Origin of the sequence: Hylemonella sp. W303a (assembly GCF_046452315.1) — a bacterium.
Taxonomy (GTDB): domain Bacteria; phylum Pseudomonadota; class Gammaproteobacteria; order Burkholderiales; family Burkholderiaceae_C; genus Hylemonella.
On sequence record NZ_JBKFDG010000001.1, the window covers coordinates 208,771 to 233,978 of the forward strand.

Sequence of the window (25,208 nt, forward strand, 5' to 3'; positions counted from 1 at the left end):
CAACGATTATGCAGTTATAGCCCAGGCAGGAGTCCTTGCTTGCGCGGCACTTTGGGGCGCGTTCTATCAGTCAGCGGTGAGCTGTGCTTTCTGCACAACACCCCGCCACTTGATCAACTCCTTGCTGACGGTTTGCGCCAACGCCTCGGGGCTGCTGCCCTCCACTTGAGCGCCATGGTCTTCAATGCGCTTCTTGACTTCATGGTCAGCCAGGGAGGTCAGTAGTGCCTTGTTGAGTCGCTCGACCAATGGGCGTGGAGTGCCAGCGGGCGCGAAAAGCGCGTACCACTGACTGACATCCACCCCTTTGATACCCAATTCTTCCAGCGTCGGTACCTCAGGCAAGAGAGGCGAGCGCTGAGTACCCGCCACGGCCAATGCTCGCAGCTTGCCCGTCTTGACGTAGGGGTAGGCAGAAAACAGGCTGGGAAACATCACCTGTGTCTGGCCAGCCATCGTGTCTGTCAAGGCCGGCGCGGAACCGCGATAGGGCACATGGGTCAATTTGGCGCCACTCTCCAGCTTGAAAATCTCCGCGGAAAAATGTGGCGCCGTCCCATTGCCGGCAGAGGCATAGTTGTACTTCTCGGGTGTGGCCTGGGACATCTTGATCAGCTCGGTCACTGAATGAGCTGGCACCTGAGGATTCATGACCATCAGCGTGGGAGAAGTGCACACCATGCCGATGGGCTCGAAACTCTTGATGGGGTCGTACCGAAGCTTTTGAAGGGATGGGTTCATCCCGTGGGTGGCGATGTAACCGAACAGGATGGTGTACCCATCGGGCGCAGCTCGGGCGACGAACTCCGACGCGATGGAGCCGTTGGCGCCGGCCTTGTTGTCCACAATGACCTGTTGACCTAGCAAGCTGCTCATCTTTTGCGCCACCACGCGGGCGATGGCATCGTTGCCTCCGCCCGCCGCAGTGGGCACGACCAATGTCAGCGGCCGGTCTGGAAACGCCGCGAACACTGGACAGCACCAAGCCAACATCAAACTGGTTGCCGCTGCCAACAGCGTGCGCGCGACCTGGCGACGTCCGACGGCGCTAGGTTCGTTGGAGGGGCGGAGCGTCGAGGCGTTGGCGATATTTGCTGAATTATGTTGAGAATGTTCTTGCATGGTTGTCTCCTGGTTGGCAATACGCGCGCCCACGAAAGGCGGCATGGGCTGTAAGCATTGAAAAGCGAAAAGCACGCCTGGGCACGCGGCTTCGGACATCACTGGGTGAGTAAGGCGCTGTCGGGCACGAACAAGGTGCCTTGAAGAATCTTTCGAGCCGTGCGGATCAGGGCTGCCTGCACCAGCGTGCACTGTCCTGCTTCCATGGCCAGTTCCACGTCGACATGGATGCGACCGGCCGGATGCTGCACTTCCACCCGTCTTACTCCGGCAGCTGCACGGGTGTTGGAATCAGACGCCACCGTACCCGGCAGCACCATGGCCGCTGCCACGCCAATCGCGCCCGTGACGGCATGGGAGCGATGGCAGCGCAGCGGGGTGAAGTAGCGTGACACGATGCTGCCCGGTTGCGCGCCGGGCGCCACGATCACGGGCTTGGGCAAAACGCTCTGAGACACATCGCCCATGCCCATGCGCTGCCCCGCCTCGCGCCGTACTGCTTCAAGCCGAAGCAGCAAGTCGGCGTTGGCGTCCAGTTGAGCGGGCGTTTCCGAGCCATGCAAACCCAGGTCCGCGGCGCGCACGAGCACCATGACCTGCGCGGCATCGATGCAGGTCACTTCCAGGCTCTGAATGATGTCGACGCGCTGACCGGTGGGAAACATCTGACCTGTGACAGCGCCCCAGGCGTCGAGGAAGTTCATCAGCACGGGGGCTGCTGTGCCTTGCACGCCGTCGATCTGTACATCGCCCTCGTAGCGCACATGACCGCCGGCCGTGCAGACCTGTAGATCAATGCGGGCGCCCGTGTTGACGTTGAAGACTCTGACCTTGGTGGTGGGCCCTTCGGAAGCGCCTACGAGTCCCTGCTCAATCGCGAAAGGGCCAACCCCCGCGAGCATGTTGCCGCAGTTGGGTTTGGTGTCCACGCGGGCTTCGTCCACGCTGACCTGGGCAAACAGGTAGTCGACATCGCAGTCTGCATGCGCTGAGCGCGAGACGATGGCCACCTTGCTGGTCAGTGAGTTTCCACCGCCCAGTCCGTCGACTTGTAGTTCGTGCGGCGAGCCCAAGGCCGCGATCAAGGTCTTGTCACGCGCGGCTATGTCTCTGGGTAGCCAGTCCGCCAAAAAGAAGGGGCCCCGCGAGGTGCCGCCACGCATCAATACGCAAGGAAGTATGAAGCTCATGAGTGGTGATGCTGCGTTACCTCGTCATTTCTGTGAATTGCATTGTTGGCAATCATTGATGCGTAATGCACAATAAATCAAAGCACTCATTGCCAGCCCCCGCCTTGGCTTGAATCTAGGTTCTTTCAATGAACAAGAAATTCGATCTCGCAGATGTGCAGGCTTTCGCCGCAGTTGCCGAATTGCAGAGCTTCCGCGCCGCTGCGGAGGCTATTCATTTGTCACAGCCTGCATTCAGTCGCCGCATTGAAAAGCTGGAGGACGCCCTGGGCGTGAAGTTGCTGGATCGCACCACGCGTCGCGTTACCTTGACGGCCGTGGGCCGTGACTTCGCTCGCAAGACCCGGGCTTGGTTGGATGAGTTGGACGGCATGCTCATGGGCTTGGGTGACGTGGCAGCCAGGCGCATGGGCGAAGTGACGATCGCTTGTGTTCCCTCAGCCGTCTATTACTTCCTGCCTCAGGTGGTCAAGCGCTACCACGAGCGTTTTCCGAAGATTCGCGTGAAGGTGCATGACGCGAGCGCCAACGACGTGCTCGTGGCCGTGGCGCAAGGTGACGCCGACTTTGGCCTGAACTTCATCGGTAGCCAGGAGGCGGAAATTGAATTCAAACCGGTGCTGGCCGAACGCTTCGTCGCCGCTTGCCGACGCGACCATGTGCTGGCGCGGCGCAAGAAAGTGACTTGGGCCGAGCTGGGCCAACACGATTTCATGTCCGTCGGCAAGACCTCAGGTAATCGTCTGTTGATGGACCTCGCGCTGGCCAATGTGCCCGACCGTCCTCAGTGCCTGTACGAGGCCAAGCATGTCACCACCCAGCTGGGACTGGTGGAGGCGGGCTTGGGCGTGGCGGCGGTGCCGAGTCTGGCCATGCCTGGCAAGGACCACCTCACGCTGGTGAGCATTCCTTTGGTGGAGCCCATCGTCACCCGACAGATGGGGCTGATCAAGCGCCGTGGCAAAAGCCTATCGCCCGCCGCGCAGCAGCTCTATGACTTGCTGGTGGCCACGCGCTCTGCACGTCCTCGCCGGGCGGAAGGCACATGAAAAAATCAAAGCCGGGGAGTCGACGTGCATGCCAGTAGCGACCGCAAGGGGTGAACGGTAGTGTGGACTGCGGATCAGCGCTTAGCTGCTGAGTAGAGCATAGGTACAAATCGTTGGCATCTTCATGAGCTCCAGACGCTCTCCTGTGGGGCAACGCCAAATCCCCAGCGCGGCAGGTTCTGGTAAGCCTAGGGATAATCCCGGTCATCATGGACAAGTCGATTCGCGGTCAGCGCGTGGTGGTGGGTTTGAGCGGGGGCGTGGATTCCGCGGTCAGCGCGTACCTGCTGAAGAAACAGGGTTACGACGTGGTGGGCATCTTCATGAAGAACTGGGAAGATGACGATGACAACGAGTACTGTTCTTCCAACGTCGACTTTGTCGACGCTGCGGCCGTGGCCGACGTGATCGGTATTGAGATCGAGCACGTCAACTTCGCCGCCGAGTACAAGGACCGCGTCTTTGCCGAGTTCTTGCGCGAATACCAAGCCGGCCGCACGCCCAACCCGGACGTGCTGTGCAACGCAGAAATTAAATTCAAGGCCTTCCTGGACCACGCCATGCGCTTGGGCGCCGAGAAGATAGCCACCGGCCATTACGCGCGTGTGCGACTCAACGAGAAAACAGGCAAGCACGAACTGCTCAAGGGCCTGGACCCGTCCAAGGACCAGAGCTATTTCCTACACCGCCTGAACCAGGCGCAACTGAGCAAGACCATGTTCCCGGTGGGCGAGTTGCACAAGACCGAGGTGCGGCGCATCGCCGAAGCAATCGGCCTGCCGAATGCGAAGAAAAAGGATTCCACGGGCATCTGTTTCATTGGTGAGCGCCCGTTTCGTGAATTTCTCAATCGCTACATTCAGAAGGAGCCCGGGCCGATCAAGGACGGTACGCCCCTGCCGGGCAGCCCCGATTACGAACGCGCCCATGGGCGCGTGATTGGCAAGCACGTGGGTCTGAGCTTCTACACCTTGGGTCAGCGTCAGGGCCTGGGCATCGGTGGCGTCAAGGACAAGGGCGCGCAAAAGGGCGGCGGCGAACATGCGCCCTGGTTCGTCGCGCGCAAGGACATGGACAAGAATCAGCTCTGGGTGGTGCAGGGACATGATCACCCGCTGCTGCAAAGCCACGGCCTGCACGCCTTGGACACCAGCTGGATCGCGGGTGAGCCGCCCGCGCCGGGTGGCCTGCATGCCAAGGCACGCTACCGTCAGGCGGATGCGGCGTGCACGCTCGACCGAGTTGATGAATCCGGCTTCAGCCTGCGTTTCCCTGAGGCTCAGTGGGCAGTGACCCCAGGGCAAAGCGCGGTGCTGTACAAGGGAGACGTCTGCTTGGGTGGGGGCATCATCGATGCCGCGCAAACCGCCTAGAGCGGGACCATCTAGGGCTCAGACGCCCCAGACCACGTCCTTGCCCGCGGCCTGGCTGCGGCGCAGCATGTCGATGAAGGGCGTGGCCCTCTGGCGTAGGCTCACCGCCTCCTCGTTTTCGCCGCCACGGGCGTTGTCAGCTTGCGCCTGCGCTGCTACCTCTGCCGCTTCCCGCTCTTCCTGCGCGATCGCGGCTTCCAGGGCTGCGATGGCGCCCCCCATATCGGCCGTCTGCAGGATGCCCCGGCGGTCTTCACCGTACTTGCCGATGATTTCCAGAATGCGGCGACCTTGCGGTTCCAGCATCAACAGGTCGGAAGCCGCACGGGACTGGAATTTGTAGAGCATGGTGCAGGGCCTGTAAATTGGCACGACCCGCAGCGGGTGTGCAGTTGCTGAGTTCAGCTCAGGGAGTCAATCAGGTCGATGTATTCCTGCATGGCCACATCGGCGCTCTTGCCCTTGTGTGCGTTCCAGGCATCCCATTTGGCGCGTGCCACCATGTCGGTGAAGCTGGGGCGCGAACCGGTCGCATCGCCCTCGATGGCTTGTTTGTAGAGCGAGTAGATCTTCAGAAGGGTGGCGTTGTCGGGGCGCTCGTCCAGTTCCTTGGATCGTGCGACGGCGGCTTCAAATTGCTTTTTCAGATCGCTCATGGCGGGGTTCCATGTTCAGGGGTGGGTGTTCCCGACGCACAGTGGCTTCAGGCTGGTAAGAGCGGAGCAGATGCTTGAGCAAGGTCTGTTGCGCTGCAACCAGATAGGGTAACAGCAAAGCCAGGGACTGGGCGGCCGCGCGCAACACGGCGTTCTGCAGTTGTTCGGGTTCCAGTGCTCGGCGGGGGTCGAGGGCATAGTCATGGCTCAGCCCAAGGCTCAGCAGCACACCCTGGGTGGTGGCCAGCTGGTCAAGTTGGGCCGCGAAGTCCCGTGCCGCGTCGGGCCCGTCGGCCTGCATGCCCGGCTCCAAGGCGCCATGTGCATGCAGGCTATCGAGCAACTGGCGCAAGGCGGCAGCCTGTGCGAGCAGCAGCCTACGCATCCCTTGCTCCACATGCCGGTTGCGCTGCAACAACAGGCTGAGGTCTCGGTAGAGAAAGCGGTAGTCCCAGATCCGTTCCGCGAGACTGTGGGTGAAGAACCAAGCGTCCTCTGCGTCGCGCGCTTGCGAGGCTGCGGTGAGCAGGGGTGTCAAGGCGTCCAGATGGCGGTCGAACAGGGCATTGACCAAGCCATCCTTGCTGGGCTGGTGGTAGTGCAGATTGCCCGCGCTGATGCCCATCTCGGCCGCGATTTGCCCGGTGGACACCTGCGGTTCGCCATAGCGGTTGAACAGCGCCAGCGCCGTCTCCAGGATGCGCTCGGCCGTGCGGCGCGGAGCTTTGCGGGTCATCGCGGTGGTGGTCCGCGTTCAGCGGGCCTTCTTCACGGCAATCTTGCGGGCGGGCGTTTTGCGTGCAGGAGTTTTGGCTGCGGCCTTGGTTTTCTTGCCCAGGGCGGTCTTGGTTGCCTGGGCCTCACGCGCGGGATGGCGTTTGCCCTTGGAGGTAAGTTCGGCTTCCAGGCGCGCAATGCGGTCTTTCAGCGCCTGCAATTCCTGCGCCGTGGGCAGGCCCAAGCGCTGCAGGGTGCGTGCCACGCGTTCCTCGAAAAGGCCTTCCAACTTGCTCCATTGCTGGCCCAGGTTGTCGCTCAATTTCTCGGTGACGTTGTCTCCAAGCTTCTGGTTGAAGGCCGCCTGGGCTTTTTCCGCCACCGAGCCCGCCATGGCCTGGGTGCGGCGCTGCATGGCCAGTCCCTCCTGCACCAGCGCGTCCAGCACTTGGCTCCCTTGAGCTTGGGCTCGAGTCAGAGCGTCCAGACCGCCTTGCCAAATCTGGCGGGCAGCTTCGTCGAAATCAGGGTGTATTTTCATGATGTCTCCTCCGCGGGTATGCACTGTAAGGTTTCGGAGAGGGACACGCCATAGGGGCTGCGATAATCCGGCCGGTAAAAAAACCGAGGGATGGCTGGAATGATTTTGGTAACAGGTGGGGCGGGCTTCATAGGCTCCAATTTCGTGCTGGACTGGTTGGGAACTGACCACGGGTATCGCGACGAGCCGGTGCTCAACTTGGACAAGCTCACCTACGCGGGCAACCTGGAAAATCTTGCTTCCCTACAGGGCGATGAGCGGCATGTGTTTGTGCAGGGCGACATCGGCGATAGCGTCTTGCTGGCCCGCCTGTTGGCCGAGCGCCGACCGCGAGCCATCATCAACTTCGCCGCCGAGTCCCATGTGGACCGCTCCATCCACGGTCCCGAGGATTTCATCCAGACCAACATCGTTGGCACCTTTCGCCTGTTGGAGGCGGTTCGGGCTTATTGGAATGGCCTGGACGGTCCCGCCCGATCGACCTTTCGCTTCCTCCATGTCTCCACCGACGAGGTCTATGGTTCCTTGGCGGCGCAAGACCCGGCCTTCACCGAGGCTCACCGGTACGAACCCAACAGCCCTTATTCCGCCAGCAAGGCCTCGAGCGACCACCTGGTGCGTGCCTACCACCACACCTATGGCCTGCCGGCGCTCACGACCAACTGCTCCAACAACTACGGCCCTTACCACTTTCCCGAGAAGTTGATCCCGCTGATGATCGTCAATGCCCTGGCCGGTAAGCCGCTGCCGGTCTACGGCGATGGCATGCAGGTGCGCGACTGGCTGTATGTGAAGGATCATTGCAGCGCAATCCGCGAGGTGCTGGCCCGTGGCCGGGTTGGTGAGACTTACAACGTCGGTGGTTGGAACGAAAAGGCCAATATCGACATTGTGAAAACCCTCTGCAGTCTTTTGGATGGGTTGCGCCCGCGCGGTGACGGCAAGAGCTATGTGGAGCAAATTACCTACGTCAAAGATCGGCCGGGCCATGACCGGCGTTACGCAATTGACGCTCGTAAGCTGGAGCGGGAACTGGGTTGGAAGCCTGCCGAGACGTTTGAGACAGGGATCTTGAAGACTGTCCAGTGGTATCTGCAGAACCCCGAATGGGTGGCCCATGTGCAATCTGGTGCCTATCGGGACTGGGTGCAAAAGCAGTACGCCTGAGCGCAAGGGATGCCAGGCGCATGAAGATTCTTCTCTTTGGCAAGAACGGGCAGGTGGGTTGGGAGCTGATGCGCAGCCTCGCCCCGCTGGGCGATGTGGTGGCGCTGGATCGCGCTGGGGCGGATGGTCTGACTGGTGATCTGAGTGATCTTGAGGGGCTGGATCGCACCGCGCGCGCAATACAACCGCAGGTGATTGTCAATGCCGCCGCCTACACCGCCGTGGACCGAGCCGAAACTGACGCAGCCGCCGCGCGCCGCGTCAATGCGGAGGCGCCGGGGGTACTGGCTCGCATAGCCGCGCAACGGGGCGCGCTGCTGGTGCACTACAGCACGGATTACGTGTTCGACGGCAGCGGCGAGCGACCCTGGCGTGAGGACGATACCGCCTCGCCGCTCAGCGTCTATGGACGGACCAAGTTGGAGGGTGAGCAAGCCATACAGGCCAGCGGTTGTCGCCATCTTATCTTCCGTACCAGTTGGGTATACGCCGCACGTGGTGGCAACTTCGCTAAGACCATGTTGCGCTTGGCTGCGGAGCGCGAGGAACTTAAGGTCATTAGCGATCAGATCGGTGCACCAACTGGAGCTGATCTGATTGCAGACGTTACGGCGCATGCCGCTTACCAGGTGATGCATCTTGAAGCTTCTGTGAATACCTTGGGCGTTCATCATCTAACCGCTGCCGGTGCGACCAGTTGGTTCGAATACGCGCGCTTCGTGCTGTCGCATGCGCAGGCACATGGGCTCGTGCAGAAGGTTGGGCCTCATCAAGTGCAGCCCATTCCAAGCGCTGCCTACTCCACGGCCGCGCAGCGCCCCTTGAATTCGCGCTTGGATTGCACGCGTCTCCAAGAAGCATTTAATTTGAAGCTGCCGTCTTGGCAGACCGGTGTGAGACGCATGCTTGAAGAAATACTTGTGGAAGAGAAATCGAGATGAATGCTCAGCGTAAAGGCATCGTTCTTGCTGGTGGTTCTGGAACACGTTTGCACCCGGCGACGCTCGCTATCAGCAAGCAGTTGCTGCCGGTTTATGACAAACCCATGGTTTATTACCCGTTGACCACTCTGATGCTCGCGGGTATCCGTGACATTCTGCTGATCAGCACTCCGCAGGACACACCACGTTTCACACAGTTACTGGGTGATGGAAGCCAGTGGGGCTTGAATCTGCAATACGCTGTACAGCCGAGTCCGGATGGGCTGGCGCAGGCTTTTCTGATCGGTGAAGGGTTTATTGCTAATCAACCGAGTGCCCTTGTACTTGGTGACAACATTTTCCATGGGCATGATTTTCAGTCATTGTTGAGCAAGGCTACGGAGCGGGCTAGCGGTGCAACTGTCTTTGCATACCATGTGCATGACCCAGAGCGGTATGGCGTCGCAGAGTTTGATGCGAAGGGGAAAGTGCTTTCGCTTGAGGAAAAGCCTAGAGAGCCGAAAAGCAATTTCGCGGTCACAGGGCTTTATTTTTATGACGATCAAGTTGTCAGTTTGGCGAAAAAGCTCAAGCCATCGGCACGCGGTGAGCTGGAAATCACAGACTTAAATCGCCTGTACTTGGAGCAAGGACAGTTGAGCGTCGAGCTGATGGGGCGTGGCTATGCATGGTTGGACACAGGGACCCACGACAGTCTTTTAGAGGCCAGCCAGTTTATTGCCACTTTGGAGCACCGTCAGGGCTTGAAGGTGGCTTGCCCTGAAGAGATTGCTTGGAGGCATGGTTGGATTGATGCTCGGCAACTGGAAGTACTAGCCCGGCCGCTGGCGAAGAATGGATATGGCCAATATCTACTGCGATTGCTTAGAGAAGGAAAGCAATGAAAGTCATACCCACAGATCTACCAGAAGTATTGATTCTTGAGCCAAGGGTATTCGGTGATGCGCGTGGTTTTTTCTTTGAAAGCTTTAATCAGCGCAATTTCGAGGAACTGACAGGTACTAAATACAACTTCGTACAAGACAATCACAGTCGCAGCGCAAAAGGAGTTCTACGCGGTTTGCATTATCAACTCAAGCAGCCCCAAGGGAAATTGGTGCGCGTGGTTCGTGGCTGCGTATATGACGTTGCGGTGGATTTGCGAAAAAGCTCACCAAATTTTGGGAAATGGGTTGGCGTGGAGTTGAGTGAAACAAATCAGCGCCAGCTCTGGGTTCCACCTGGTTTCGGTCACGGCTTTCTGGTGACCAGTGATTCAGCAGACTTTTTATATAAAACTACAGATTACTACGCGCCTGAGCAAGAGCGCTGTGTGATCTGGAACGATCCTCAGATCGGCCTCAGATGGCCCACAGATGTTGTTCAGCCATTACTGTCTGAGAAGGATCGCAACGGAGCTTTGCTGGCTTTCGCAGAGGTATACGAATGAGCCTGGGCAGCAAGCCAGTGCGTATTGGCTGGAAGGTCTCCTTGTTGTCCATGGGGATAGCTAGCGTCAGGTATCGCGCACTACTGCCGATGTTGGCGCTGGAGTCTCAAGGGATTCGGTCAAAGATCTTCCGATCGGCTTGGGAGCGGCACTTGGACGGCCTGGATGTGCTGGTGATCGTCAAGAGTTTGACTCTAGATGATCTGCATTTGGCACAACAGGCGGTGCGCAAAGGCATTCGCGTTGTTTTCGATTTATGCGACAACATTTTCATTGACGCTGGCTACGGTGGCTTTGGCAAAGCTGCGCCCGCGCGGGTTTTCAATGTTATTGCTGCCCAAGCAGATGCCATCGTAGTCACCACGGAGCCACTGGCTGCGCTTGTCCGTGAACGTGCGCCTGGTGTTCCGGTGGTCGTTATACCTGATGGCATTGATCTTCCGGTCTTGTCCAGGGGCATGCACGATCTGCTGGAAAAGGCTAAAGCAATCGAGAAAATGCATCGCATGGACTTGTTGCGAGGATGGCTGCGCAACCGCGCACGCAAACTTATTGAGCGCGTTCGCGAGCGCGGGTTTCGAGCGTTCGCCCCATACGTTGTGTTAACGGCGTATTACGGATGGCGTATGTTGCGGCAATCGCTGGACGCGACATCTGCGTTTGTTTTGCGTCGACGCATCGGGCGAGCACACCCTGCCACGCCCGCTCCTCAAACCAGCAAGGTGATTTTGTGGTTCGGCAATCATGGGGCGCCGTACGCGCGATTTGGGATGCTGGACTTGCTGGAGATACGGGAGGCACTAGAGGCGGTTGCCCAAACGTACGATGTTCAGCTTGTGGTGATCAGTAATCATCGCAAGAAGTATGAAGAGTCCATCAGGCCGATCCGGATTCCATCTCACTACATTGAGTGGTCGCCAAGCTTGGTTCAGGAGTGGTTGGGTCGGGCAGATGTGGTTGTGGTACCGAACACCCTTGATTCTTTCAGTCTGTGTAAGTCAGCCAATCGCACTGTGTTGGCCGTGTCTATGGGGGTGCCTGTAGTCGCGACGCCCACGCCAGCATTGGAACAGTTGGCTCCCTATATCCATACTGGAAGCGCTGAGCAAGGCTTGCGCCGGTATTTGAGCGATAGAGACGCAGGTAGGCGGGATGCCCAGGCGGCCTTTGCGTTGGCTCAAAAGTGTTTTGGTCAGGTGGCACTTGCGGGCGCGTGGAAGTCAGTGATATCTCAGGTTTCCTCTTTGTCCCGCATGGTCGAGACGATGCCCGTCTATATTGTGGTGCTGAATCTAGTGCAGGATATGGATTTGGCGTTGCCCGTGCTCGATGTTTGGCAGCGGAAAGGCGTCCCGGTTCAGGTGTGGTGCAGTATTTCTCTGCCTTGCATTTCGCCTCGGGTGTTGAGCGCTCTGCGCAAGCGTGGCATCCCGTTTCGTTTGATACCGGACAATATTGACGCGACATACGTTGATTTTCCTTCTAGCGCCAAGGCGCTACTGACCATCACAGAGACCGATCTTTCCCCACATCGGTTCTCTCGCCGATTGACGATTGCAGCATTGGAGCGTGGTCTGGTCGTGGCGACGATGCAGCACGGCTTTGAGAACGTTGGTTTGACCTATGACGACGCGGTTCACCCCATACAGCGCGTTTCCATAAAAGCGCAGCGCATCTACATCTGGGGTGATCGAGATACGTTGCACCCTCGAGTAAGCGAAGACGTGCGAGCGCGCTGCATCTCGGTAGGGTGTGTGAAACCCGCCTTTGTGGAGCCGGCTGATCTGCGGCAGCTTTTGCCACAAGATCGTCCAATTGTTGGCGTTTTCGAGAACTTACACTGGCATCGATACGATGATGCCTACCGGCATGCTTTCCTGGATGCCGTCAATTTAGCTGCGCAAACCTTTCCCGATGTCACTTTCCTGGTGAAGCCTCACCATGCTGGGTTGTGGCTTACGCGGCGTCATACAGGACAACTGCCGACGTCTGTCAATATAGTGATAGCCGATCCAGATTTGACAGCTTGGGAGCAGTACACCGCACAAAGTCTTCTTGGTAATTTGAGAGCTGTCATCACCAGTCCTTCCACTGTTGCGCTGGACGCAGCTCGACAAAGGTTGCCTGTTGCTGTCTTTGCTGGAAACCTTAATCTCTCGAATTACGCGCCTCTTCCCTCTCTGGAGACTGCAGATGATGCAGCGGCTTTTATCCGGGCAGTGTTTGATGATGCGTTGCGCATCCCACTGATCGAAGCCTCCTCCTCCTTCACGCGACGTGTCCTGGTTGAGGGTGATGGCGCGGAACATATCGTCGCGGATCTTGCCGCGGCAGTGCAAAAGTAAATTTATCCATGCCTGACAACAATATCTTCATCACTGGCGGCGCCGGATTTATAGGTACTCGGTTAGCCAAGGCTTTGACCCAGAAGAACCCCGGCATTCGCATCTGGGTTCTCGACAATTTGCATCCCCAGGTCCACGGGCCGGACGCGCAGGCGCCTCGTCTGGGCGAGCACGTGACTTTTTTACGCGGAGACGTGTCGAATCCTGAAGATATTCATAGGGCTATGCGTGCGGCGCAACCGGCTGTGGTTTACCACCTTGCAGCCGAGACGGGCACTGGGCAATCCTATGATGAACCTGCGCGTTACAGCAGTGTCAATGTCATGGGAACTGCGCATTTGGTCGAGGCCGTGCGTCAATCCGGAACCGTACAACGAGTTGTGTTGTCTGCTTCGCGGGCCGTTTACGGTGAGGGAGCCTACAGAGATCAACGAGGCAATATCTGCGTTGGCTTGCCCCGCGAGGCGGCTGACATGGCGGATGGACGCTTCGACGTGCCATTACCAGCTGGGTTCCTAGGTCCTGGTTCTCCTGCGCCCAGTCGCGCGGGCATGGCGCTCGCACCAGCATCTGTGTATGCGTCAACGAAACTAATGCAGGAGTACTTGCTGACGCAGGCTGGAGAGGGCGCGACCTGGAGAGCAACCATGTTGCGATTCCAAAATGTTTATGGGGATGGGCAGTCCTTGCGCAATCCGTATACGGGCGTTTTATCCATTTTTGCGCAGCAGTTGATCCAAGGCAAAGAGCTCGCCATTTTTGAGGATGGTGACATTGCGCGTGATTTTGTTTATGTCGATGATGTTGTTGATGCGCTGGTGCGCGCGGGTGACAAACAACTTCCGCATGGCACGGTGCTGGACATCGGCATGGGGAAGGCTGTTTCCATCCTCGGGGTTGCCAAGCTGTTGATGAAGGCTTTGGGTCGCTCCGAAGACGCGTACCGCATCACAGGCGCCTTCCGTGTGGGAGACATTCGGCACGCCTGCGCCGATATCACGGCCGCAGGCGAGTTGCTCGACTGGAAACCTCGTGTCAGTGTCGAAGAGGGCATCGCGCGCTTAGCTCGCTGGGCGCAGGTGCAATTCAAAAATCCTTGAATGATGCAAAGAGGTTGTCTCATGAAGCACAACGACCCCATCCGTGTTTTTGTCGGTGCCGATCGCTCGCAGCAATTGGCTGTCCCGGTGCTGGAATACTCCATCAAGCGGCATACGACTGCCCATGTGGAGGTGATTCCCATGCTGGATTTGCCAGTTCCAGTGCCGCAAGACCCGCGCAACGGACAGCGAACGGGTTTCTCATTTAGCCGTTTCTGTATTCCTAAGCTCGCTGGATATAAGGGTCGGGCAATCTACTTGGATGCCGACATGCTGGTGTTCAGCGACATCCGGGAGCTCTGGAACATTCCCTTCGATGGTGCCAAGGTCATCATCCAGCAGGAAGTGAAGTTTGAGGAACAGACAACTGCAAAGGTCGGGGCACCAAAAAAACGCAAGAAGCAATGCGCGGTGATGCTGCTGGATTGCGAGCGACTGGATTGGGACATCGATGGCATCGTGGCTGGTATGGACCGCGGTGCGTATGACTACGAGCAGTTGATGTACGACATGTGCGTTCTGCGCGAGGATGAAATCAAATATGGTGTGCCGTTTGAGTGGAATAGCTTGGAACACTGGGATCCGACCACGCGGTTGTTGCATTACACGGACGTATACACCCAACCCTGGACAGCGGTGGGAAATCCCCTGGGGTATCTCTGGTTCGATGAAGTGCGGCGCATGATGAACGAAGGTGTACTGGATGCGGCCACGCTGCAAAAGGAAATTGACCTGGGTTACTTTCGTCCTTCCCTCATGAGGGACATTCAATGGGCACATCGTGTTCCCAAGTTATTTCGTGGCCTATGGGATCGACGTAATGCAGCGGCCGACAGGTTGGCAGGTTATGTCCCACACAAGGATGTTTACGAAGCCAAGCGTGCGCGACAAAAAGCCATTGCGGATTACGAGGCAGCTCAGAAATTGAAGTTGGGGTCGACGACACAGGGAGTCGGGAGTTGAACTCTTTTCTGCGGCGTTGGTTGGCATATTGGAATCGCGGAGGGGATCCAACGAAGACTGGAATGACTGCCGATATGCCGCTGCACGGGCGTCGTTTGTTGGTCCTGACCGAGTATTTCAATGCGACCTACTACATCAGCTTTGATGCTCCGCTACGAGCCTTACATGAAAAAGGGGAGGTGAGTTTTCGAGCCTATGATCAGCAGGCAGTTGCCGATGGTGGCCCGGGTTGCTGGCGAGCCTGGATCGATGCATTCAAACCCGAGGTGGTTTTCCTTACTCGATATGGACGTAGCGACGGCGTTGACATCATCCGTGATTGCCATGCGCGGCGAATTCCTGTCGTCTATCACATTGATGACAATCTGCTGGATTTGCCGCCGTCGTTGGGCGTGGAGATTCTCCAGCGTCAGGGTGCCGCTGTCCAGGCGCGCACCTTGATGATGCAGCAATGCGACCTGATCTACGCATCGACCGCTGTGTTGGCGGACGTACTGAAGGCGCGCTTTCCTGACAAACCCCTGTTCCAGGGAATCTACGCCGCGGCATTCGACGTCGCGATTCCTCCAAGATCGCCAGATGCGCCCTTGACAATTGGCTACATGGGCTCCAAGGGGCACAAGGAAGACCTGGCTCTCGTCGTGCCTGCTTTGGTGACGCTGATGGAAGAGCGCCCGCAGCTGCGGTTTGAAACTTTCGGCACGATCGAAATGCCGATCGAGTTACGCCGCTTTGGCGACCGTGTGAGACATCACACTGTACAAAAAAAATACTACGAATTCCTGAAGACTATGGCGGGCTTGGGTTGGGCCATAGGCCTGGCACCCCTGGTGGATGAGCCCTTCAATCAATGCAAGGCGCCGACCAAGTTCATCGAATACACCTGCTGTGGTATTCCGGTTATTGCGTCGGATGTGATTGTTTATCGTCGGGCAATTGCGAATGAGGCCGGAGTTTTGGCGGGTGCGGGTGATTGGCGGGGCTTGCTGGAGGCGTTGCTGGATGATCCGGGGCGACGCAGCAATCTGCTGCGTGCTGCACGTGTGCATTGTGACAATTTCTTTTCAGCGCAATGCTTGCAAGATCAAGTGCTTGAAGTTGTGGCGCGGGTTGGCCGCACCTAAGTTGTTCATGCCGGACGCTGGTGGAAACTATGATTTCTTGAGCCTATAGAGTTCGTTACGAGATTTAAATTTGATTCACAAGGAGATGAGACATGGATGTTGCAACGATTAAAGCCCAACTGCAGAAGTTGTCGCCTGAAACACCTTGGGCCCATTTGATGGAGTTTGCGCCCGGTGTATTCAGTGTCACACCAGATAACGAGCAGTTTTACAAAAAGGCAACTGGACTAAGCTTGGTAGGGGAATTGCTCTTGAGCGTTGCTGAAATGCAGGTTCATGGGCACTCCTTGGCGGGAAAGCGGGTGCTTGATCTTGCGTGTGGAGAGGGTGGGCATTCAGTGCAATTTGCCAAGAAGGGTGCCAAGGTGACAGGCGTAGAGGGACGAGCCTTATATGTAGATAGGGCGCGTTTTGCAGCTGAAGCAATGGGGCAGTCCGACATTCGCATCATTCAGGGCGATGTTCGTAGACTGCCAACCGAAATCGGCACTTTCGACATCACGGTGTTTTCAGGGATTCTTCATCATCTGGGGCAAGATGATTTTGATGGAATGGTGCAAGAGCTTGCGCGCGTTACGCAGGATATCTTGCTTGTTTACACGCATATCAGCACTGCGGATTCCATCAAAAACCATCGGCTTCAAGGTCCAGTAAAGACTGCCGCTGGTCGCGAGGGGTACTTATTTCGTGAGCACAAAGACGATGCAACTGCCAAGCAGCGTGAACAGCAAGTTCGCGCGTCGTTGGACAACACATTTTCCTTCTGGGCCAAAGAGGAGTCATTGATCGACGCCTTGCGCTCGGCCGGTTTCAAGTTGATTCTGAAGGTCGTTACCCCGCATGTATTTGGTTGGGAGGGCGCTTCTTACCGGCCAATCCTGGTTTGCAAGAAAGCCTGATTCTCCCGAATCTCCATGCTTTTCAACTCTTTTGTTTTCATTGGAATATTCCTGCCGCTGACACTCCTTGCTTTCTGGTCTGCAAAGCAAGATGGGCTGCGACGTGGAGTATTGTTGGCAAGCAGTCTCTTTTTCTATGGCTACTGGTACTGGCCATACTTGGCGCTGCTTGTCGGTTTGGTCGGTATCGCTTGGTTGGCGGGTTTGTGGGCTGAGCGCACGACTTCGACTCTTCCAGTCTGGTTTGCGTCAGTCACTCTGCTGGGAATACTTGGGTACTTCAAATACGCTGGTTTTTTTGCTGAGTTGGCGGTTGATCTAGGTGCGGCGGAATCGGATTCGAGACGCGTGGCCCAGCTGGCATTGCCAATAGGCATCAGTTTCATAGTTTTTCAAGCGCTGGGCTACGTGGTAGACGTCTACCGACGCGATTTCTCGGCGGAGCGACGTTTCTCGGTGATGTTGCTCTTCAAGGCGTTTTTCCCCCAATTGATTGCAGGCCCCATCTGCCGCGCGCATGAGTTGATTCCGCAACTCAAGGGGCGCTTTGTTTTTTCTGCGGATAGATTTTTCTCTGGGCTGGCGATTTTTGCCGTGGGTCTTTTGCTGAAGGAGTTCTTCGCTGATGGCTTAGCCCCCATGGTGGACAAGCTCTTCGCTGCGGAAAGAATGTCATGGACCGCGATAGAAGCGTGGACAGCCGCATTGGGATTTGGTGCGCAGATCTATGCAGATTTTTGGGCGTATTCAACAATGGCCTTGGGGCTGGCCCGCATGTTCGGTGTTTCCATCCCGGTAAATTTTCTGCTTCCATACTTTTCAACTTCTCTGCGGGAATTTTGGCGGCGCTGGCACATCACGCTGTCGCAATGGCTGCGTGACTACCTTTACAAGCCCTTGGGCGGTTCCAGGAATGGTCATTTCAGAACAGTGTTTGCCTTGATGGCCACCATGCTACTGGGGGGGCTCTGGCATGGTGCCAATTACACGTTCATTGCTTGGGGCGGGTTGCACGGCTTGGTGCTGGTCATCGAACACCTCTTGCGAAAATCCCCTGTCGGGGAAGAAGGTCGTCTTGAGCGTCTCCTCGGATGGGCTTATGTTTTTGTCATCGTGATGGTGTCTTGGGTCTTTTTCCGTGCGCAAGACATTCCGCAAGCCGCATCCATCGTGCAATCGATGTTTCACGGAAAAATCGGTGTTCTCAGCACAGAGGTCGTGCCGATCTTGGCCTTCTCAGGTTGCTTGTTTGTCTTGCAGTGGCCAATTGAGTGCCTGCTGGAAAAATTGCGCGCAGAGCGTCTAGGTTCGAGCGTGGCGCTCGGTGTGGCGTTCTGGGGGGGCGTGGGCGCTGTGGTGTTGGGAGCGCCTGCGGCCGTGCCTTTTATCTACTTTCAATTTTGAGCAATGTTGCGGCGACTCCTCCTGAGCTTGATCCTGTGTGTGGCTGCATTGGCGGCTATCGAAATTTGTCTGCGAGCCTATCTTTTTGACCATGTCTCTTATTCAAATAGCGCCAGTATCGACGCGCAACTGCGGTCGCGTAAACAGGAAGCAGGATGGACGCATCTTTTCGTTGGTGATAGCGAGGTTCGCTGGGGCATTGACCCAGCTGCGATGGACCAAGGGTTGCTTGAGGGTGGCCTGACAGCGCGTTCGTTTAACCATGCGTTTGATGGATTTGGAGCGACGTGGTGGTTAAAACTGCTCCCGCAGGTGCTGGCGGATCCCTCATTGGCCGAAGTAAAGACGGTGGTGGTCGGGATACAGCTCATAGACATCCATCGGGTCATGTCGGATACGGTGCAGAACTGTGGCGCTTTGCAAAAGCCCGTTCTGACCTCTCCGTTTGCAGTCGATCTGGGGCTTGATGGGCTCTGCAATTCGCGTTCCTGGGATGCACAGTTGGGGCGAGACCTGTTCAATTGGCTATGGATCGTGCGCTATGCGCCAGCGGTTCGAAGCGCTGTCTTGCCTAAAGCCTTCACTCCCCCGGTGGGCCTAGCATTCAACTCTCGCAGCATGGGGCCTCCTTACCGCGGGTTTCAACCTCACCATCCGATTGAGTATGACAAGTCGGACTATGCGAAAGAATTGGAGCGTTGGAGAGCACAGTATGTGCCTGAGAGGGATTTTAGGCCGATGCCCAAAAATGCCTGGCGGTCGCTTGCTGATCAGGGCGGCTTTTTTGACGAGCTTCAGAGGGTGGTGGGAGCTTCGGGGAGGCGTTTGGCCTTGTTTGCCTTGCCGACCAATCCAGTCGTCATTGACACTTTTCAGCGTCGCGCGGACTATCTGGCGAACTCGCGGGTACTCGCGGAATGGGCAGCGAAGCACGACGTGACTTACGTTGATCTGGGCATTCAGGATCGACCGGATGCCATGCAGTTCTTCAGTGACATGCGGCATCTCAGCGGCATCGGCGCCGCCGATTTTTCGCGCCGTTTGGGCCGTTTCTTGGCGCAATCTCAAGGCGGGAAACAGCAAAGTGGGATGGAATGAATATCCTCGAGCTCATTGCAAAAAACGATCCTAACGTGCAGTTGCAAGTATGGAATGATGCGAAGGATAGTTGGCAGCCGCATCCCAATGCGAAATCGTGTATTTCAGCAATTCGGCGGTTGACGCTAATGCGTCGCGCACTGTTGCCCAAAATCGGCATGAGTACAGTGTGGGGCTTGGTGCTTCGTCCCGGCATGCGCGTACTTGTTAGACGGGCCAGCCGGTACTGGCCGGACTATGCAGGGGGGCACGGCAGCTTTCAGCTATGCAAAACGAATTTTGCGTCTGTCAGAGCGTCTTTAGCCTGGCGAGCGGGTGAGGAGCAGCCGCAGACGAATGTCACGGAATGGTCCGGAGGGAAGCTTGAAAAGGTGGCGGTGCAGCCGGCTCCCACGATAGACATGGATCTTGTGATTACTGTCCCACCTCGACAGTGGCCTGCAAAACTTTTTCTAGGCGTGCATCGCTTGCTCGATCGCAACGATTTGTATAAGCACTGCAAGGGGCGTGGCGTTGAGATTGGACCCGGCCCCAGGCCCCAGATATTACCGGGCGCCCATATTCAAGTGCAGTATGTGGAACAGGCCACGCCTGATCAATGGCAGCAGTTGTATGGCAAGGACACCAAGACACCCGTTGATCCTGGGCTGTGGAAGTTGTACGTAGTCGGGAATGCTGATCAGATCCCGGCTGAACAGAATTCATTGGACTTCATCTTTTCCAGTCATGTGATTGAACATTTGGCGAACCCTTTAGGCCATTTGGCGTACTGGAGCAAATTGCTGAAAAAAGGCGGAGTGGTCGCCGCAGTGATTCCCGATATGCGTGGATGCAAGGACTATGTATTCCAGCCATCCACACTGGAAGAACTTGATGCCGAGTATCGCAGGGGATTGATGACTCCGACCTTAGACCATTACCGCAGGTGGTGCAATGTGCGCGCACCCAAGACCGATCCGGCCGAGGTTCTGGCTAGAGGGCGCTCTATTCATGTTCACTTTTACACGCCTGAAACGATGCAAACGGTTTTGCAGGCTCGATATCGTGAACTTGGTTATCGAACTTGTACGGTGACAAGCTCACCAAATCACAAGGATTTCTTCGTTCTGCTGGCGAAATAAAGCGGGTTACTCCAAGGCCAAAAGACTAAAATTTACGGATTTTCCGTATTCCTGTTCAAAACACTGAGAGTCTTACTTTGGAGTTTGTTGCTTTCCACGTCGGCTTGGGTATTGATCAAGCAGTTCATCCGAATCAAACGCTTGAGCATGAAAACTATCTGTCGATGATCGACATGATGTTCGCGTCTGTGCGCCTGTTTCATCCAAAGGCCGTGCGCGTCATGCTGAGCGATCGCAGCACGAGTTTCGACCGCATTCACTCGCGCTTAGACCGGCTGATAAGGGGAGATGTCGATGGCAGCAGGTTGATGCTGGAGCGAACCCGGGCACAGTGGCTTTATGTTCAAGCCAGTGCCTTTGAGCAGCCGATCGTCATGCTGGACTCGGACATCCTGATCAATGAGTCGCTGGCCCCAGTATTTCAGCGCTCCTTCGATGTGGCATTGACTTGGCGTGAGAACGATGAACAGCCTGTCAATGGTGGCTTGATGATTCTTAACAATCAGCGTCCGGAAATGGTCCGTAGATTCTTTGAAAAATTCATGAGCATCTACCAGGAGCAATATGCCGAGGGTCAAGCTGCCTGGTTCGGCGATCAACTCGCTCTGCGCGACTGTCTGGGCTTGAAATTGAAGGAGTTTTCCCGGCAGGATGTGATTGAGGTGGATGGGTGCCGCGTGTTGCTGCTACCTTGCGATATCTACAACTTCTCTCCAGACAACCGGTATGAAGAGATTGCGGATGGCTTGCCGGGCAAACGGGTATTGCATTTCAAAGGGGAGCGCAAGCGCCTGATGGGCCCGTTCTGGCGAGCCTGGCTGCGCCCGCGGCATTCCTGGATCCCATGGGTCCTGTATCGGGCCTGGCGTGAGCGCGCATGGCTCAAACAGCAGCAGAAAGTTGAAGTGCGTCAGGTTCGGGGCGGGAAGAAGTGAATCTGATGCGCTTTCTTCTACAGGTTCGCTCGGTGCTGTCGCTCTCGTGGCGCTTATTCGCGCTGACAGTGGGCGCGAAATATCGGAAATCCTTTCTCGGCTATTTCTGGATGGTGGCACCGGCTTTGCTGATCACGGCGGGCGTGACGCTGGCCAACCGAGCGGGCATCATCAACCCGGGCGCCACGACCCTTCCCTATCCCCTTTTCGTGCTGTTTGGGACTTTGATGTGGCAAGTGTTTGTGGAGTCTTTCGAGGTGCCGCACCAAGCTTTTGAAGGAGCACGTTCTTATCTCACGCGCGTGAATTTCCGTCGTGAGGCCATCATCCTTGCCCAGCTCTACGAGGTTCTTGTGACTGCAGGGGTGCGGCTTCTGGTTGTTGTTGCGGTGGTGACGACGCTTTACGGCCCCAATCTCTTGGCGGTTGCCTGGGTAGCCGTCTGTTTCGTCGGCGTCGTGCTGCTGGGCCTTGGGCTTGGGGCTTTCCTGATGCCGTTCACTTTGCTGTTCAGCGATCTGCAAAACACCATCAAACTGGTGCTGAGCTATGGCCTGTTCCTGACGCCAGCGATGTATCAACCTCAGAGCGGCAGCCTGTTCGATACGTTGATCCGGTGGAACCCGATTTCACCGCTCATGACGTCTGCGCGGGAAGCTGCGGCGGGACTGGCGTTCACGCATCCCCAGGCCCTGGGTGTCGTTCTCGCGATTTCGGCCCTGACGACGTTGATCGGTGTTGTTCTCATCCGGGCGACCGCACCGATCGTGATCGAACGTATGCTGCTGGGTGGGAGGTAAGCGTGACAGACGACACCGATATTTGCGTCGCAGTCCATGATGTCTCCAAGAAATTTGCGCGCTCACTGAAGCGCTCGTTTATTTATGGTGCGCGAGATATCGGCCGGCTGCTGACAGGGCGTGGCGGCGAAAACCGGCTGTTGGAGAGCGAATTCTGGGCGGTGCGCAATGTCTCGTTGGAGTTGCGCCGTGGCCGCTCGATTGGCATCGTGGGCCTGAACGGCAGCGGCAAGACAACCTTGCTACGTATGATCAGCGGCATCCTGAAGCCAACACTAGGTCATATCGAGGTGAACGGCCGCATTGCACCCATGTTAGCCCTAGGGGCAGGCTTCAAGCCAGTCTTGTCAGGACGAGAGAATATCTTCCTGAATCTCGCGCTGCTGGGCGTTGCAGAACGCGATATACGCCAACGCTTCGATTCCATCGTTGATTTCGCGGAATTGCACGAAGCAATTGAAGCACCAATCGGAACCTATAGCTCCGGCATGCTCGCCCGCCTGGGGTTCGCCTGCGCGGTGCATACCGATCCGCAGATTCTTGTGGTGGATGAGGTTCTCTCGGTGGGAGACACCAAATTCCGCATGAAGTGTCGCAATCGCATCAACGAACTGCGCCGTAATGGAACTTCAATGCTGCTGGTTTCGCACAGCACCATCTTGATCGAAACCTTATCGGACGAATGTCTTTTTCTGAGTAAAGGCAAGGTCTCGGCGTTTGGTGCGCCAACTGAGGTGCTGCGCGCATACGAGGATGCCAGCGTTGCCGCCGCTGTCACACGCAACCTTGAGGCGATTGCCAATTTCAACCAGCGTGATGCGGACCCGGCGCGTGAACTCAATATCTTGTCTGTCAAGATCGGAGCCAGTGAGGGCATCGATCAAGGCTATTGGGTCAGTGGCTTGCAGGGTGGTTTGCGTTTGGAGCTGGATTGTAGACAGGCTCTCGATGACCTGAGTGTGAATCTGATGTTCTTCGATTTGACCCATCAGCCTGGAGAAACCGTTCAGTTCATGATGTCAGGCCGGGATCAAGGGCGGCTCACGTTGGGGCAAGGCAAAGCGGAATTGAGTCTGTCTTTCCCGACAGTAGGTCTGCGCCCCGGAACGTATCGGATCAAAGTCAGCGTATCGCGTGGTGCGCAGCACGACATGCTGGACGTTATTGACAATGTTCGCTTGGTGGTCCGTGATACAGGGAGGACTAGCAATTGCCTGTATTTCCAATCGCGTGAATGGAGTTGTGTCGGCGGAGAATTCAATGGCGTGCTAGATCCCAGCGGATTCGAGGAAGTTGATCCATCGGAAGCTTGAAGTATGAAGTTTTTTGGAATTTATTTCGTATTCAATCGTGACGTGTTGCTAGGTGAACGGGCGCTCTGATGTGCGGCATCTTCGGATTCTTCGGCCCGGCTACGAGAGTGCCATCGCAACGCAATGCAACTCATGCACTGGGTACCTTGTCTCATCGCGGCCCTGATGCCCAAGGTCTTTACTACAACCCCGAGCGCGGCTTGGTGCTGGGTCATGCCCGGCTGAGCATCATTGATCCCGAAGCACGTAGCGATCAGCCTTTCGAGACAGCTGAAAGCGTGCTTCTGTTCAATGGAGAGATTTATAACTATCGCCAACTGCGCGCGGAACTACAGGCCATGGGCCAGAAGTTCCGTACCATGGGAGACTCGGAAGTCATTGCTTTAGGTTATGCGCGTTGGGGCTGCGAGATCTTTAAGCGTCTACGGGGTATGTATGCGATTGCCTTGTACGACCGGAAGGGGGACTGCCTTCACCTTGCTCGCGATGAATTCGGCATCAAACCGCTCTGTATTCTGGAGCGTAACGGTGAGATCGTTTTTGGTTCAGAAGTCAAAGCGATTGCGGCCTTGCGCTCGTTATCGATTGACGGAGGCGTACTTGCCGATTGCCTGAGCTGGGGGTTCCAAATGGAGAGCGCCTCACTCTACGCTGGGGTGCGCTACCTTAAGCCTGGGAAACTGCTGACAATTGAGCGTAGCGGTGGTTGGCGGGTACAAGAGCAAGATATCTGGACGCTACGCGAAGCGTATCGGGCGCCAGGGCCAGAGCTGGGATCTAGAGCCCTGCATGACGTGATGGTTTCTTCCGTCGCCGATCACATGATTGCAGATGTTCCCGTTGCCGTAGCTTTAAGTGGCGGACTGGATTCCAGCATTGTCGCTGCCGCTGCCGCCGAGGTTAAGCCAGATTTACAGGCGTTTACGTTCACATTGACCGAAGGGCGTGATCCAGAAGTCGAGCATGCGGCATTGCTCTGTCGCCACCTCGGGCTGCGGCACACCGTGGCGCGCGTTTTGCCGCACAAAATAGAAGGTTGGCTGCGGCATGTGGCTTGGCATTTGGAGGAGCCGGTCGCGAATGCCAACGCGCTTCTAAGCTATGGCCTGAGTGCCTTGCTCAATGACCATCGGTTCAAAGTCGTTCTTGTAGGAGAGGGGGCCGATGAATTGTTCGGCGGCTACCCCTGGTATCGCCTAGCGCAGGACCCTGCTTTGAATAGCGCAGCCGTGTTCGATGCATATTGGCAGCGGCGTGCACAGAAGGGCAGCGTTGCTTTTTTGCGCCCGTGCCGCCCCGATGGCGCGCGCAATGAGCGCTTGGAGATGCAGCGTGCTGCATTTGAAAAAGTATTTATTCCGGGGTCGCTGAATTCATTTTTAGCCTACGATCAAGAGACTCAGCTGCAATTTTCGCAATTATTGCGAGTCGATCGCATGTACATGGCGCACGGTGTCGAGGCGCGAGTTCCGTTTCTCTACCGTCCTGTGCTGCAGGCGAGCGCCAGTTTGCCGTCGGACCGAATGCTCGCCCCGCGAGGAATGCCTGGACGTCAAGAAAAAGTGGCGCTGGCTGAGGCCTTTGCAGACCGCCTACCCAACGCCATTAGGCAGCGCCCGAAATTTGGCGAGCAAGGCACAGTGAACCTGTGGGAGAGTTGGCTCTCTTCAAGTTTCCCCAATGAGTTGGAGCGCTGTGTGTCTAGCGCGGAGTTGCGTGGTGCTCGGCAATTGTTGGAAGAGTTTGTTGACTGGAGAGCCGTTCGCGCAAGTCGTCTGTCAGCCAAAGAGGGATTCGCCTTGGCACTTTTAATCGAGGCGGTTGATGGCGTTATGTTGCGTCGCGCACAGCCCGAGTCGGGTGGCCAAGTGCCCTGGGAATTACTCGCTTGAGAGATGCATCGCCATCGGAAAATAGGAGC

General features: G+C 56.8%; 24 protein-coding genes. 18 read left to right on the forward strand and 6 right to left on the reverse strand.

Translation table 11 applies throughout. The features are described from left to right. Positions 1-66: 66 nt before the first annotated feature. Both ACLBKS_RS00980 and ACLBKS_RS00985 read right to left on the reverse strand, forming a co-directional pair. The gene (locus tag ACLBKS_RS00980) at positions 67-993 is read right to left on the reverse strand and encodes a Bug family tripartite tricarboxylate transporter substrate binding protein (protein ID WP_410191428.1); all 927 of its coding nucleotides are present in this window, start codon (positions 991-993) and stop codon (positions 67-69) included. Positions 994-1,220: 227 nt separating this feature from the next. After that, the gene (locus tag ACLBKS_RS00985; RefSeq protein ID WP_410190931.1) at positions 1,221-2,312 is read right to left on the reverse strand and encodes a 4-oxalomesaconate tautomerase; all 1,092 of its coding nucleotides are present in this window, start codon (positions 2,310-2,312) and stop codon (positions 1,221-1,223) included. A 128-nt stretch (positions 2,313-2,440) separates the two neighbouring features. Between ACLBKS_RS00985 and ACLBKS_RS00990 the strand changes: the two genes are divergently transcribed. Together ACLBKS_RS00990 and mnmA are read left to right on the forward strand one after the other, a co-directional pair. After that, positions 2,441-3,361 carry a LysR family transcriptional regulator gene (locus ACLBKS_RS00990; RefSeq protein ID WP_410190932.1) on the forward strand — a complete coding sequence of 307 codons (921 nt, stop codon included), beginning with the start codon at positions 2,441-2,443 and terminating at the stop codon, positions 3,359-3,361. Positions 3,362-3,570: 209 nt separating this feature from the next. Beyond that, on the forward strand, positions 3,571-4,734 hold the full coding sequence (gene mnmA / locus ACLBKS_RS00995) for a tRNA 2-thiouridine(34) synthase MnmA (RefSeq protein WP_410190933.1): 1,164 nt from the start codon (positions 3,571-3,573) through the stop codon (positions 4,732-4,734). Between the two features lie 18 nt (positions 4,735-4,752). On the opposite strand, the gene ACLBKS_RS01000 is transcribed toward mnmA, so the two are convergent. The 4 genes from ACLBKS_RS01000 to ACLBKS_RS01015 are packed head-to-tail and all read right to left on the reverse strand — an operon-like array spanning position 4,753 to position 6,648. Continuing rightward, positions 4,753-5,082 (reverse strand): DUF1840 domain-containing protein, encoded by a 330-nt coding sequence (locus tag ACLBKS_RS01000; RefSeq protein WP_410190934.1) that lies wholly within the window; start codon positions 5,080-5,082, stop codon positions 4,753-4,755. A gap of 53 nt (positions 5,083-5,135) precedes the next feature. Continuing rightward, entirely contained in the window at positions 5,136-5,390 is a 255-nt protein-coding gene (locus ACLBKS_RS01005) for an acyl-CoA-binding protein (RefSeq protein ID WP_410190935.1), read from the reverse strand. Further along, entirely contained in the window at positions 5,365-6,126 is a 762-nt protein-coding gene (locus tag ACLBKS_RS01010) for a TetR/AcrR family transcriptional regulator (RefSeq protein ID WP_410190936.1), read from the reverse strand. The genes ACLBKS_RS01005 and ACLBKS_RS01010 overlap by 26 nt, the downstream gene beginning before the upstream one ends. Positions 6,127-6,144: 18 nt before the next feature. After that, complete coding sequence (locus ACLBKS_RS01015) at positions 6,145-6,648, reverse strand: phasin family protein (protein WP_410190937.1); 504 nt, start codon at positions 6,646-6,648, stop codon at positions 6,145-6,147. Positions 6,649-6,747: 99 nt separating this feature from the next. Between ACLBKS_RS01015 and rfbB the strand changes: the two genes are divergently transcribed. From rfbB to asnB, 16 genes are all read left to right on the forward strand, one after another. Further along, positions 6,748-7,815, forward strand: a complete 1,068-nt coding sequence (rfbB, locus tag ACLBKS_RS01020; RefSeq protein ID WP_410190938.1) for a dTDP-glucose 4,6-dehydratase — start codon at positions 6,748-6,750, stop codon at positions 7,813-7,815. Between the two features lie 20 nt (positions 7,816-7,835). Continuing rightward, positions 7,836-8,756, forward strand: a complete 921-nt coding sequence (gene rfbD, locus ACLBKS_RS01025; protein WP_410190939.1) for a dTDP-4-dehydrorhamnose reductase — start codon at positions 7,836-7,838, stop codon at positions 8,754-8,756. Then, the gene (rfbA, locus tag ACLBKS_RS01030) at positions 8,753-9,640 is read left to right on the forward strand and encodes a glucose-1-phosphate thymidylyltransferase RfbA (protein WP_410190940.1); all 888 of its coding nucleotides are present in this window, start codon (positions 8,753-8,755) and stop codon (positions 9,638-9,640) included. The genes rfbD and rfbA overlap by 4 nt, the downstream gene beginning before the upstream one ends. After that, entirely contained in the window at positions 9,637-10,185 is a 549-nt protein-coding gene (gene rfbC, locus ACLBKS_RS01035) for a dTDP-4-dehydrorhamnose 3,5-epimerase (RefSeq protein WP_410190941.1), read from the forward strand. Before rfbA ends, rfbC begins: the two co-directional genes overlap by 4 nt. Next, on the forward strand, positions 10,182-12,530 hold the full coding sequence (locus ACLBKS_RS01040) for a glycosyltransferase (RefSeq protein WP_410190942.1): 2,349 nt from the start codon (positions 10,182-10,184) through the stop codon (positions 12,528-12,530). The genes rfbC and ACLBKS_RS01040 overlap by 4 nt, the downstream gene beginning before the upstream one ends. Positions 12,531-12,538: 8 nt before the next feature. Beyond that, a complete protein-coding gene (locus ACLBKS_RS01045) occupies positions 12,539-13,630 on the forward strand; it encodes an NAD-dependent epimerase/dehydratase family protein (protein WP_410190943.1) in 1,092 nt (363 codons plus the stop codon). Between the two features lie 21 nt (positions 13,631-13,651). After that, positions 13,652-14,593, forward strand: coding sequence for a glycosyltransferase (locus ACLBKS_RS01050; protein WP_410190944.1), 942 nt, complete (start codon positions 13,652-13,654; stop codon positions 14,591-14,593). A gap of 62 nt (positions 14,594-14,655) precedes the next feature. Further along, the gene (locus ACLBKS_RS01055) at positions 14,656-15,717 is read left to right on the forward strand and encodes a hypothetical protein (RefSeq protein ID WP_410190945.1); all 1,062 of its coding nucleotides are present in this window, start codon (positions 14,656-14,658) and stop codon (positions 15,715-15,717) included. A gap of 92 nt (positions 15,718-15,809) precedes the next feature. Further along, the gene (locus tag ACLBKS_RS01060; protein WP_410190946.1) at positions 15,810-16,616 is read left to right on the forward strand and encodes a class I SAM-dependent methyltransferase; all 807 of its coding nucleotides are present in this window, start codon (positions 15,810-15,812) and stop codon (positions 16,614-16,616) included. 15 nt (positions 16,617-16,631) lie between these two features. Beyond that, the gene (locus ACLBKS_RS01065) at positions 16,632-18,020 is read left to right on the forward strand and encodes an MBOAT family O-acyltransferase (RefSeq protein ID WP_410190947.1); all 1,389 of its coding nucleotides are present in this window, start codon (positions 16,632-16,634) and stop codon (positions 18,018-18,020) included. Between the two features lie 39 nt (positions 18,021-18,059). Continuing rightward, entirely contained in the window at positions 18,060-19,118 is a 1,059-nt protein-coding gene (locus tag ACLBKS_RS01070) for a hypothetical protein (protein ID WP_410190948.1), read from the forward strand. Further along, positions 19,115-20,239: a methyltransferase domain-containing protein gene (locus tag ACLBKS_RS01075; RefSeq protein ID WP_410190949.1), complete on the forward strand. Its 1,125-nt coding sequence runs from the start codon at positions 19,115-19,117 to the stop codon at positions 20,237-20,239. The genes ACLBKS_RS01070 and ACLBKS_RS01075 overlap by 4 nt, the downstream gene beginning before the upstream one ends. 77 nt (positions 20,240-20,316) lie before the next feature. Next, positions 20,317-21,174, forward strand: a complete 858-nt coding sequence (locus ACLBKS_RS01080) for a hypothetical protein (protein WP_410190950.1) — start codon at positions 20,317-20,319, stop codon at positions 21,172-21,174. Positions 21,175-21,179: 5 nt separating this feature from the next. Continuing rightward, positions 21,180-21,974: an ABC transporter permease gene (locus ACLBKS_RS01085; protein ID WP_410190951.1), complete on the forward strand. Its 795-nt coding sequence runs from the start codon at positions 21,180-21,182 to the stop codon at positions 21,972-21,974. 2 nt (positions 21,975-21,976) lie between these two features. Further along, a complete protein-coding gene (locus ACLBKS_RS01090; RefSeq protein ID WP_410190952.1) occupies positions 21,977-23,287 on the forward strand; it encodes a polysaccharide ABC transporter ATP-binding protein in 1,311 nt (436 codons plus the stop codon). 68 nt (positions 23,288-23,355) lie between these two features. After that, the gene (gene asnB, locus ACLBKS_RS01095) at positions 23,356-25,179 is read left to right on the forward strand and encodes an asparagine synthase (glutamine-hydrolyzing) (RefSeq protein WP_410190953.1); all 1,824 of its coding nucleotides are present in this window, start codon (positions 23,356-23,358) and stop codon (positions 25,177-25,179) included. Positions 25,180-25,208 lie beyond the last annotated feature (29 nt).